Origin of the sequence: Tateyamaria sp., from assembly GCF_039945315.1 — a bacterium.
Lineage (GTDB): Bacteria > Pseudomonadota > Alphaproteobacteria > Rhodobacterales > Rhodobacteraceae > Tateyamaria.
Genome location: NZ_JBDUXB010000026.1, coordinates 1 through 11,766, shown reverse-complemented (window position 1 = coordinate 11,766; position 11,766 = coordinate 1). Strand labels below are relative to the sequence as shown.

6 protein-coding genes and 1 tRNA gene are annotated in these 11,766 nt (G+C 54.8%); 4 read left to right on the top strand and 3 right to left on the bottom strand.

What is annotated here, in order from left to right:
• Nucleotides 1-47: 47 nt before the first annotated feature.
• Together ABJD00_RS06745 and ABJD00_RS06740 are read left to right on the top strand one after the other, a co-directional pair.
• The gene (locus ABJD00_RS06745; RefSeq protein ID WP_413831302.1) at nt 48-2,486 is read left to right on the top strand and encodes a GcvT family protein; all 2,439 of its coding nucleotides are present in this window, start codon (nt 48-50) and stop codon (nt 2,484-2,486) included.
• Nucleotides 2,487-2,493: 7 nt separating this feature from the next.
• Nucleotides 2,494-3,105, top strand: a complete 612-nt coding sequence (locus ABJD00_RS06740) for a nucleotidyltransferase family protein (protein ID WP_413831300.1) — start codon at nt 2,494-2,496, stop codon at nt 3,103-3,105.
• Here the strand turns inward: ABJD00_RS06740 and ABJD00_RS06735 are convergent.
• The 3 genes from ABJD00_RS06735 to ABJD00_RS06725 form a co-directional block, all read right to left on the bottom strand.
• Nucleotides 3,083-4,945, bottom strand: coding sequence for a Hint domain-containing protein (locus ABJD00_RS06735; protein ID WP_413831298.1), 1,863 nt, complete (start codon nt 4,943-4,945; stop codon nt 3,083-3,085). The two genes, ABJD00_RS06740 and ABJD00_RS06735, sit on opposite strands and share 23 nt — an antisense overlap.
• A 316-nt stretch (nt 4,946-5,261) precedes the next feature.
• Nucleotides 5,262-8,831, bottom strand: a complete 3,570-nt coding sequence (locus ABJD00_RS06730; RefSeq protein WP_413831296.1) for a Hint domain-containing protein — start codon at nt 8,829-8,831, stop codon at nt 5,262-5,264.
• Nucleotides 8,832-9,703: 872 nt separating this feature from the next.
• Nucleotides 9,704-9,789: transfer RNA gene (locus tag ABJD00_RS06725), tRNA-Leu, on the bottom strand.
• A gap of 107 nt (nt 9,790-9,896) precedes the next feature.
• On the opposite strand from ABJD00_RS06725, the gene ABJD00_RS06720 reads away from it, so the two are divergent.
• Both ABJD00_RS06720 and ABJD00_RS06715 read left to right on the top strand, forming a co-directional pair.
• Nucleotides 9,897-11,150: a tyrosine-type recombinase/integrase gene (locus ABJD00_RS06720; protein ID WP_413831294.1), complete on the top strand. Its 1,254-nt coding sequence runs from the start codon at nt 9,897-9,899 to the stop codon at nt 11,148-11,150.
• A 308-nt stretch (nt 11,151-11,458) separates the two neighbouring features.
• Nucleotides 11,459-11,629: a hypothetical protein gene (locus tag ABJD00_RS06715; protein WP_413848962.1), complete on the top strand. Its 171-nt coding sequence runs from the start codon at nt 11,459-11,461 to the stop codon at nt 11,627-11,629.
• Nucleotides 11,630-11,766 lie beyond the last annotated feature (137 nt).

Sequence of the window (11,766 nt, the reverse complement as noted above, 5' to 3'; positions counted from 1 at the left end):
TGATCCTCAGCATATGAAATGACCAATCCAATGTCTCGAGGTTCCCCATGAAAACCACCACCCGAGTGGCTGTCATCGGCGGCGGCGTTGTCGGCGCGTCTGTCCTTTACCACCTGACCAAGCTTGGTTGGTCCGATGTGATTCTTGTTGAGCGATCTGAACTGACGTCGGGCTCAACTTGGCATGCAGCCGGCGGGTTTCACACGCTTAACGGTGATACCAACATGGCGGCACTTCAGGGCTATACCATCAAGCTTTACAAGGAGTTGGAAGAGATCACCGGCATGTCTTGCGGATTGCACCATGTCGGCGGCGTCACATTGGCCGAGGATCAGGACCGGTTCGACATGCTCGTTGCCGAACGGGCCAAGCATCGCTTTATGGGGCTTGAGACTGAAATCGTAACGCCGGAAGAGATCAAAAAGATCGCACCCGTCACCAATGTCGATGGCATCGTCGGCGGGCTTTATGATCCACTAGATGGCCACCTTGATCCGTCCGGCACCACCCACGCCTATGCTCGCGCAGCGCGGATGGGGGGCGCGACGATTGAAACCCATACGATGGTGCAGGAAACCAACCAGCGCGCAGACGGCACGTGGGATGTGGTGACTGACAAGGGCACGATCCACGCCGAACATGTCGTCAATGCAGGAGGCCTTTGGGCGCGTGAAGTGGGCGCAATGGCCGGCATCTATTTTCCTCTTCACCCCATGGAACACCAATACTTGGTGACTGAAGAGGTGCCTCTGATCGCCGAAATGATGAAAGACGGGAATGAACACCCCCACGTGATGGACCCTGCCGGTGAATCTTACCTCCGTCAGGAGGGCAAAGGGCTATGCATTGGGTTCTACGAACAAAAATGCCGCCCTTGGGCTGTGGATGGCACTTCGTGGAGTTTTGGGCAGGACTTGTTGCAGGACGACTTTGACAAGATCGAAGATTCCATTGCCTTCGCCTACAACCGTTTTCCGGATCTGGAACGCGCAGGGGTCAAAAACGTGATCCATGGTCCGTTCACTTTTGCCCCCGATGGTAACCCGCTGGTTGGCCCTGTGCCGGGTGTGCGCAACTATTGGTCGGCGTGCGGCGTCATGGCGGGTTTTTCCCAAGGCGGCGGCGTCGGCCTGATGCTGGCCCAATGGATGGTCGAGGGCGAGACCGAGCGGGACACGTTCGCGATGGACGTTGCCCGCTTCGGAGACTGGATTTCGCCGGGCTACACCCTGCCCAAGGTGATCGAGAACTATCAGAAACGCTTTTCAGTCGCCTACCCGAACGAAGAACTGCCCGCGGCTCGGCCCAATCGCACGACGCCAATGTACGACATCTTTTCTGAGATGGGTGCGGTGTGGGGACAGCAATATGGGTTGGAGGTGCCAAACTACTTTGCCCAAGGTGGTGAACCCACGTATGAAACGCCCTCATTCCGTCGCTCAAATGCGTTTGAGGCTACCGCGCGCGAAGTACATGCCGTTCGCGGAGGAGTCGGCATCAATGAGGTGCACAATTTTGGCAAGTACCGGGTCTCTGGACCCCGTGCGCGGGCGTGGCTTGATCGTGTTATGGCGGGACGCGTACCACAGCAGGGTCGCATCTCGCTCACGCCGATGCTCAGCCCCAAGGGTAAGCTAATTGGCGACTTCACTATGTCCTGCCTCAGCGAAGAAGAGTTCCAGCTGACCGCCTCTTACGGCGCTCAAGCCTTTCACATGCGCCATTTCCTCAACGAAGTTGAAGACGGCGTGCGGATCGAGAATATCACCGACCAGCGCAACGGCTTCCAGATCGCCGGACCGAAAGCGCGCGAAGTGCTACAGGCTTGCACCCGCAGAGACATATCGGAAATGAAGTTCCTGGACGTCTGGCCCATCACTGTAGGCATGACAGACTGCATCGCGCAGCGTGTCAGCTATACCGGCGATCTGGGGTTCGAGATTTATTGTGATCCCATGGCGCAACGACAGCTTTGGGCCACGCTGTGGGCCGCTGGTCAGCCGCACGGTATGACTCCATTCGGAATGCGCGCAATGATGTCGCTGCGATTGGACAAGTTCTTTGGTGGTTGGCTATTGGAATTTGGGCCGGATTACACGGCCGCCGAGACTGGACTTGATCGCTTTATCTCATGGAAGAAAAACACGGCGTTTGTCGGGCGCGATGCGGCCGAGACGGAACGGACTAAGGGCCCCGATCGCAAGCTATGCGCCTTTATCGTCGAGGCTACGGACGCTGACGTACAGGCCTACGAACCGATCTGGCTGGACGGCGAAGTGGTTGGCTTTTGTACGTCGGGCGGCTATTCCCACCACGCGCAGCTTTCGGTTGCCCAAGGGTTCTTGCCTGTGGATCGGATAGCTGCGGGACGGGAGGTTGAGATCGAAATTCTTGGCCAGATGTGCAAGGCACGGTTGGTTGACGAACCGCTGTTTGATGCAGATGGCGCGCGGATGCGTGGATGCGTGGATGCGTGGATGATATGATAGGGCCATGATGCCTATCTTAATCCTTGCGGCCGGAGCGTCTTCGCGAATGCGCGGCGCTGACAAACTATTGCTGGATGTTGACGGCGTACCGTTGCTGCGCCGTCAGGCGCGCATGGCCATGGAGGTCAGCACAGATGTTCGCATCGCCCTGCCCCCACGACCGCACCCACGCTACGACTTGGTTCGGGATCTGGACGTCCAGACGATTGAAGTCGCAGATGCATCCCAGGGCATGAGCGCGAGCCTGCGCACTTTGTTTGCGACACTGGAACCGGAGCAGTCCCATGCAATGGTGCTACTGGGGGATTTACCAGACCTGAGCGACGATGATCTGCGTGCAGTTATGAGTGCAACGACCCAATACCCGGATGCCCTGATCTGGCGCGGGGCAACGCAGACTGGAAAAGGTGGGCATCCAATGGTCGTGGCCCACCCACTTTTCGATGAATTCCAGACACTTGAGGGCGACAGTGGAGGCCATTCCATCATCGCAAACCACAAAGGCGCCGTGCACCTTGTGCCATTGAAAGGGAACCGGGCGCGCCAAGATCTCGACACGCCCGAAGACTGGGCCGCGTGGCGTGCGGGCCGCTCTACCTCAGGCGCTCCACGATAACCTCTGCTTCGTAACGTTTTAGCGGTAGTCGGGCTGGGCCGTACTCTTCCAGACCCGCTTCCGTTTCCAGTTCCGGGAACAGTGCTACGACTTCGTCCCGCTGATCTGAACCGATACCGCGCAGGGAATGATCCCCGGGCTGAAAGCTTTCCGACCATGCGCCATCAGCAAGCACGACCTCGTGTTGATCGAACATCAGGTGCATGTAACTGACCGCCCCTGTTTGGACCTGATCAACGCCGTCAAGGCCAGTCAGGTGCTTGGCGGCCACCAAAACCTCCCTTTCCGCAAACATTACAGCGGCCACTTCAGAATTGATCAACATCCGGTGTTGTGGAGAGACCAGCATATCGCGCTCGGGGGATCCGTTACCAAGGGCGCCTTTGCGAACGAGAACCGGTTGGAAAAGTGCATTGGTCAGCAGGTCCCGAGGTCCGAGATCGCGACGGCCCACCCAACGCAGACTTTGTAAACCGTTGTCGCGGGTGATGACCCTGTCACCAGCTCTTAAATGCTCAACCAAAACCTCGCCCTTTTGGGTCGCCATGCGAGCGCCGGGCGTGAAACAGATGATTTGTTCAATTTCGGAATACTCAACACGGCGCGCAATATTGCCATTGCTGTCCAGCAATTCAATCGTACCGGTTTCAGGGCCGGTCTGAATGACGTTGGCATCCACTCCACTCAGGTCGATGACGTCAATGTCGAGGCCATCCGCATCCTCACCGCCGATGATGGTATGATTGCCCAATCCACCAATGGTGAAAACGTCGGACCCGAACCCGCCTTCGGCCCTGTCATTGTCCGGGCCCAGGGCGATCGAGTCTTGGCCGTCACCACCCAACAGGATGTCATCGCCTGAGCCGCCTGATAGCACGTCGTCGCCCAACCCGCCTTCTAGCGTATCCTGACCCTGTCCGCCCTCCAGCGTGTCGCTGCCTTCGCCGCCGTCGATAGCGTCATCGCCAAATCCGCCCAACAGGCTGTCGTCTCCGCCCTGTCCAAAAATCAGATCCTGCCCGAACCCGCCCTCGATCGTGTCGTCGCCTGCCTCAATTGGTGTGACAACCGCATCGTCGATCAGATCGCCAGAGAAAGAGAACCCAGAGTTGGTTGAGCGGGACTCCAGAGTGAACTCAATGAACTCACGGTTTTCGAAAGACGCCGAGAACCAGGCGTCCTGATCGGATGGGCTGTTTTGTTCCGTACCTGCTGCGGTGATTGTACCGGTGCCAGTAGAGACCGCGATTGAGCTATCACTGCTGGTGGCAAATTCGGTGAAGCCTGCGGTATTGAACGTCACGGATTCCTGATTGCCGACGCTGTTTCGGTCCAGATCATTGACAGTCGCGGTCGTATTCAGCGCCACGGGCGTTCCAGTGGTGGCATTCGGGCTGTCGGGAACGAAGAACTCCATGCGGAAGTCCGCGGTGTCGCCGGTGCCCGCACCGTTCATCAGGATTTCAGCGCCAATGCCGCCCGAAAGATCAACGGTCAGGTTCGGATCAGATTTGGACACCAGTACAATGCGAGCGGATACAACCGTGCCATCTTCCAGTTGTGCGACGTTTCTGTAGACGGCCAAGTCGCCCGGATCATTGTCAGAACTGTTCAGTGTGACCCGGTTGGAGTTCGAAATGATCAAAGGTGAGCCATCATTGCCCGGAGCCGTCCCTTCGCCCACATCACCAAAGAGCGTATCGTTACCACCTCCGCCCAAAATACTGTCGTCGCCGCCTTCACCAGACACCAGATCAGCGCCGTTAAACGCATTGATCGTGTCTTCTTCATTGGTGCCCTGAAGGGTGTCGTTGTTATTCGTCCCGTTGATCACTGGCATGACAGGCGCCTTTACATAAACAAACTACAGGGCCGCATCACGCCCCCCTCGGCGGATCAACACCGCTGACCTCTATTTATTCAAATTGTGTACAAATTCAGGGGGAATTATCGGAGATTGGTAAACCCAACGTCCGTACCAGCAGTTTGAAGCCGCCTTTCAGCGCCAATTCGCGAGAAATTGCTGCAAGAAACGGGCGTAACGCCCTCTCATTAAGCACAAAAAACGGGTGCAGCCCCCTGCCCCGTTTTTTGCGTTCCGCACGAGTCACACGCGGAATGCTGCATATCTCGATGTGCCTTTGAGGCGTGAAGCGTTATTGGGTCCGTGGCTTGGCCTCATGCTTTTTCAAACTGCGGCGCGCTGCTGTGTATGCCCTGATCCCTTTTTCTGTTTCCAGTTCCGGGAACAGTTCGAGGATTTCGGCACGCACAGTGTCGTCCATCGCATTCAGGGTCTGATCACCCGGCTGGAAGCTTTCGGTCCATGTGCCATCGGACAGGATCACCTCATGCTGGTCGAACATCACGTGGATGTAGGTCGTGTGCGACACGTCCACTACGTCGATCCCGTCCATGCCCGTCAGGTGTTTTGCAGGAACCAACACTTCGGATTCTTCAAAGTACAGAGCCGTCTTGTCACTGGACATCAACACACGGTGTTGCGGCAAAACGAGCATATCTCGCTCTGGCAGACCTTTGCCCAGAGCACCCTGACGGATGAGAACCGGACGCAGATGCGCAGCGCGCGCGAGATCACCACCGCTCATGTCGCGATGTCCCACCCAGCGGATTTCCTGAATGCCATTGTCACGGGTGATAACCCGATCGCCAACTTTCAGATCTTGAACAAGGCATTCGCCACTTGCAGTTGCGATCATCGTACCGGGCGTAAAGCAGGGAATGACATTCTCGATTTCGGCGAATTTCAGTGTGCCGGTGACATTACCATCGTCATCAAGGAAATCGACCGTGCCGCTTTCGCTGTTGGGATCACCCCCATCAAAGTTGATGACCAGCGGGCCAGAGCCAGTCAGATTGAGGGTGTCATCGTCATTGCCGCCTTCGCCACCAATAATTGTATCGCCAGCGCCACCACCAAATATTTGGTCGGCATCATCTCCGGCAAAGACAATGTCAGCCGCACCATCATCAACCTGATCAGTGTTCCCGACAAAGATCAGATCATCGCCATCACCACCAACAATAAAGTCAGAATCGTCTCCACCCACCACAAGGTCGCCTTCGTCTCCACCTATGATGAAGTCATTGCCGGCCCCGCCTTCCAACACGTTCGTGCCGTCGCCACCTTCCAGAATGTCGTTGCCTTCACCCCCGAACAGTTGGTCATCACCGTCGTCCCCAGCCAGTTGGTCGTGGCCAATACCGCCGCGGATGGTGTCATCGCCGTCTTCACCCCGCAGGACATCGTTGCCCTCACCGCCAAGCACACGATCATCACCGTCGCCAGCCAACACTTCGTCGTCACCAAGTCCTGCATCCACGGTGTCGTTGCCATCAAAGGCAAGGATCGTGTCATCCAGACCGTCAGGGCCGTCTACTTCGTCACCGTCGGCATCGACATAGCCGGGGCCGATGGAATCTGGACCGTCCGTTCCTTCGACGACACCAGGTCCGGGCACTGGGACACTCGGAATTGAGATCGAGGTTGGAACGACCGGCACGACGTCAAACTCGTCGTCCTCACTGTCCGGTGCATCCGATGGCGGAGCGGGGTTCGGGTTGTCCTCAACAAAGATGACGTTTTCGATTTGCGAGAAAGTCGCCGTGCCCGTCGTCGTGATGCTGCCAAAGTCATAGAACGTGACGACACCAGCTTCTGGATCATTCGGGTCGAATTCCACAACGGACGTGCTGGACACCACAATTGTGTCAAAGTCATCACCCCCTTCACCGCCAAAAATCGTGTCACCGGGACCGATTTCGATGAACGTGTCGCGATCATCACCACCACTTTGGAAATCCGCGCCCGCGCCGCCGTCAATCGTGTCGTTACCCGACCCGCCTATCAGGCTGTCATCACCTTCACCCGCAAACAGGAAATCAGCAGCACCGTCAGTCGTATTGCCTTCGCCAACCGTGCCGTCTCCGTACAGGGTGTCATTGCCGATGCCTCCTACGACAACGTCCTGATCGTCACCGCCAATCAGACTGTCGTCACCCGCTTCACCAATGACGAGGTCTATGCCAGCACCACCGTCAACAGTGTCGTCACCAGCCTCTCCGTCGAGGATATCAATGCCTACACCGCCAACGATGACGTCATCACCCTCACCGCCAAGGATCAGGTCCGTGTCCGCGCCGCCATCAAGGTCGTCATCGCCTTTGCCACCAACAATGATGTCGACGCCGTCACCACCAACGACAGTGTCGTCGCCCTCGCCACCGCCCAAAAGGTCATTGCCTGCGCCGCCGTCGATTTCATCATCGCCAATTTGGCCAAGAATGAGATCATTGCCATCTTCACCGAAGATCGTGTCGTCGCCGTCGCCGCCGTTGAGCGTGTCATCACCCGGGATTCCCGCATCAACAACAGGCGCATCAAAGTAGACGTCTGTGACGTTGATGCCGGAGTTGTTGTTACCGTTCTGGTCATGCTCGATCACAATCCGGGACACTGGGCCCGGTATACTGACAAGCAGAGAATATTCAGATGAGGTATCAGGGAGATAACCGCCATTGCTATCTGCAGTGTCGTTTCCGGGAACCCCGTCCGTGTCCTTGAGCGTCAGACGCTCACCGCCTTCAAGGTTGGCAACAATTGGGTTCCCATCGGCGTCAAAGGCCATGACGCTGACAACACCGTCGCCGTCAATGTCATTGATACGAAAAGATACATCTTCGACAGGAACAGAGAAGGCGAGCGCGTAATCGGCGTCGTTTCCTTTTCCATTCAGAATGCTTTCGAGTGAGCTCCTGCGATCTGGGTCCGTTCCGTCATCATCAATGTTTTGGACATTCTGCTTGTCGTCAGAAAACTCGCTATCTGCATGGCCGGTTTCGCGGATAATCGAAAAGGTGACATCGACACTGCCAGTGTTCTGAGTGAAACCGGAGATATCCTGGCCACCAGCAAAGCAGGCGTCGACCCACTCGAAGCTCTCGCGTACACTGCCTGAGCCTGGGCCAGCATAGTTGCTGTCCCCGAAAATCATATCGTCGCCTTCACCGCCATCGACACTGTCATTTCCGGACCCGGCGTAAACCTCGTCGTTCGCGGCTCCGGATTTGATCGTATCGTCGCCACCCAATGCATCGACGATATCATCATCGGGACCTTCGCCGGGCAACTGCGCATCGCCTGCATCGATGCAATCACCATCAGGGTCTTCGGCATAGGCAGCGTCGATCAGGTTAGCATCATTGTCGCCTTCAACCACTCCGTCCAGACCTGAGTCGTCGAACACGAGGTTATCGATTGCGCCCGACCCATTCAGCGTCACGTCCATCCGCGCTACGCCATCGACGTCGAAATCCTGAATCAGCTGTCCGTTATTGTCAGTTTTATCGATGTGCACAGTCTTGATCAGATACCCATTGGCATCAAAAAACTTGACCGAAGCACCTTCTTCAACGTCAAGAAATGTCAGCCGGTTGATATAGGCCAACTCATGGAAGTCGAACGTAATCGTCCCACCTCTGGCGTTGTCATCCGGATCATTGCTGTCACCATCTTCTGAAATGATCAGAACGTTGCCCAGGTTAGTCGTTTCAAGATCGTGATCACCGCCGGTTGGGTGTGCGGAGTCAAAAATCATTGTCTTGCATGAACCGCTCACAGCCGAAATGGTCACGCCTTCAGACTGATATTCGTTGTCTACAACGGTGCCGGTCGCAAGGTTGTTGAAATCAATAAACTTTGTCATGCTTCGAAAATCCTAAGCCGCCGCACAAACAACGGGCAGTGTGGCGAGAAACCACAATTTGATCGGAGCTGTCAGGGCGTGCTTAGACAGTAGCGCATCTTGCGCATGTCCAGCCACATGCATCGGCGTAAATCGCTTCACAGTTCTTACCTCGTCACACACTCACTAGCCGCTCAGGAGCGATGCGGAGGACACTGGGCGATCCACACATCACGCCCATTGAAAGGAAAAGAGAGAGAAGCCTTAAAGGGGCTTTGCGACACCACCCTAGTGATATCCCATGCGTACCATACCGTCGCGACGCGACTTAACGAACGCACATCTCCCGTACCTAAAACAGTACGCGCAGTGCGGTCGCCCCCGTGACCAAACAATCATCGCCCCCCAGATGGGCTGACCTGTCTTACGAAGTGGTTTGAGGCAAAAAAAGTAAAAAATGTTCGAAAAATCGCGGTATTGCCTCACAGTACGGTGTTGTTCACCTGAGGGGCGCCAGACAATACGCAACCTTGGGTAGTGGCCTTTTACCAGCGCCAATAAAGATACATGGCAAAAACAAGCGCAAACCTAGTTACTGCTGGGGTTTGGAGCAAATAGCGAGAAACACGACATTCAACGTACGGTTTGAATGGCTGAACACAGAAAAATCTTCTCGTAATGTGGCAAGGGCGGCAATTTAAAAACCTCTATGCGTTCCCGTATGCAGATCAATCCGACCAAACTTGCAGAATTGGTGCCAATTCACGCGGTTATCCACAGCGGTTTTCGAATCATTTCGTCGAAAATGTGGCGGTAATGTGAAGCCCCTAACGCCTTGATCAGTCGCGCCGAGATTCATCCGCAAAATGATCGCGAACACTACTTTGAGAGGCTGGTACCCAAGGCCGGACTCGAACCGGCACGTCCGTTAGGACGGGGGATTTTGAATCCCCTGCGTCTACCATTCCGCCACTTGGGCCTCATTGAAAACATTAGACTTTCTCCGTCTACTGCTTCCCTTGTCTTGCTTTATTGAGGCAATCTCGTCTACTTAATGTCTACTGCTGGACACAGGGGACTATTATTATGCAACTCAAGATTACTCAAAGGGCCATTGCCTCACTCGAACCAACTGGTAGCGTCCAGTTCTTGCGTGATTCTGACCTTCAGGGATTTGGTATCAAGGTGACTGCCAAAGGAAAAGCCTCCTATTTCGTTGAAGGCAGGATCAAAGGTGGTCGCACTGTCCGCAAGGCTATCGGCTCAGTCGATCATATCGCATTGGACCAAGCCAAGACAGACGCCAAGGGGATGCTGTACCGCCTCTCAAAAGGCATCGACATATCCAAGGAACGCAGTACCCCTGCCCCATTATCTGTTGAACCTGACACGCTTCAGGATGCCTTGGACAAATATCTGCTTACCCGTGTCTCCCTCAGAGAAACGACCATCAACGATTACAAGAAGGTGTTCGCCAATTGCCTCCCCGAACTGCTCCACATCCCAATTGAGGACATCAGCAAGGAGACAGTAGCGGTCAAGCACAGGGAATTGACCAAGCAAGGCAAGTCTACCGCTTACGTGAACAAGGCCATGCGGACCCTGAAGGCTGTCTTCAATTCAACAGACCTCACCCGCAATCCCGTCACTCAGTTTTACGAGTCCTCCGGCGTCACCACCAAACCGACAGCACGGCACAGATACCTGTCAGCCCATGAAATTTCTGAAATTGTCCACCTCACCAGACGGGACAAGGATGCTATTCCCTACCCCAATGTGAACAGAGACTTTGCTGACCTGCTGATGTTCTACCTCCTGACAGGCTGTCGATTGAATGAGGCTCTTGGGCTGAAGAAGTCAGATTACAATCATCGTGAGGACACACTGACCTTCAGGGACACCAAATCAGGACGGGACCACACCATTCCCTGCACTGGTTGGATCAAACGGATTGTCTCACAGTTCGCCACCACAGAAGATGACAGCCCCTTATTCCCATTCACGTACAGCACCTATCGTCACCAGTTCGACATCCACCGCAGGATACTTGGGTTCCATGACGCTTGGACAACGCACGACCTCAGGAGGACATTTGCTGAGCATTGCCAGTTAATCGGAGTTGATTTGCACGTGATTTCTGCTTGCCTCAACCATGCCCCTGTCGGTGTCACCAGAACGTCTTACCTTGGAGGTGGTCTGGCCAAGAAGCATATGCTGTCGGAAGTTTACGGCCAGCTACAGCGTCAATATTCGGCTTACGTCAAAGGCCTACCAGAGGGAAAGTACGCTCCTGAGGATGATTTGCAGACTTTGGTAGATCAGATGTACTCCCCAGAGTGATTCGCTCATATCCGAATTCACATCTTGTCGTATCTGTCAATATCTTTCCATCCCACCCCTTGAAAAACAGGGTTGGAATGATTATATTGATAAGATGGAAAGTTTTACTTTTTCCACCCAGTAACTTGACCAAGGGTTACCAATAACAGAGCGATCTCCAACTTAATGGAGGCGAGACATAGCTGAGGACTGCCTTTGAAGTAGTCTGGCATAGGATGTGAGTACCGCGAGGTCAGAGCATCAGCGTCGGACGTAGCTACTCCGAACTTCACCTAAAAATTAAACCAAAGAAGAAGGACGCTATAGCTATGCCCTTTGATGCTACGATAAACGTAATCCAAGAAACTCATGATGCTGTCTTTGATAAGATCGAATACCGAACTTACGACAAAGGGGCATTACAGTTCTTCACGGCTGAAACTGGCCTAGGTAAAACCACAGGTCAGCAACGTGCCATGAAACGACTTTGGGACGAGTGAGGTGCCCCTAGATTTGTAGACGCTTTGCTTGGTAATTTTGGAACCAAGGAGAGACGGATATGAACAAGGGCATACGGTTTACGGATGAGTTTAAGCAGGACGCCGTGGCGCAGGTTGTTGAGCGTGGATATGCGGTC

Coding starts and splice junctions, on each gene's coding strand:
- ABJD00_RS06745 (WP_413831302.1), top strand. CDS start 48: ATGAAAACCACCACCCGAGTGGCTGTCATCGGCGGCGGCGTTGTCGGC.
- ABJD00_RS06740 (WP_413831300.1), top strand. CDS start 2,494: ATGATGCCTATCTTAATCCTTGCGGCCGGAGCGTCTTCGCGAATGCGC.
- ABJD00_RS06735 (WP_413831298.1), bottom strand. CDS start 4,945: ATGCCAGTGATCAACGGGACGAATAACAACGACACCCTTCAGGGCACC.
- ABJD00_RS06730 (WP_413831296.1), bottom strand. CDS start 8,831: ATGACAAAGTTTATTGATTTCAACAACCTTGCGACCGGCACCGTTGTA.
- ABJD00_RS06720 (WP_413831294.1), top strand. CDS start 9,897: ATGCAACTCAAGATTACTCAAAGGGCCATTGCCTCACTCGAACCAACT.
- ABJD00_RS06715 (WP_413848962.1), top strand. CDS start 11,459: ATGCCCTTTGATGCTACGATAAACGTAATCCAAGAAACTCATGATGCT.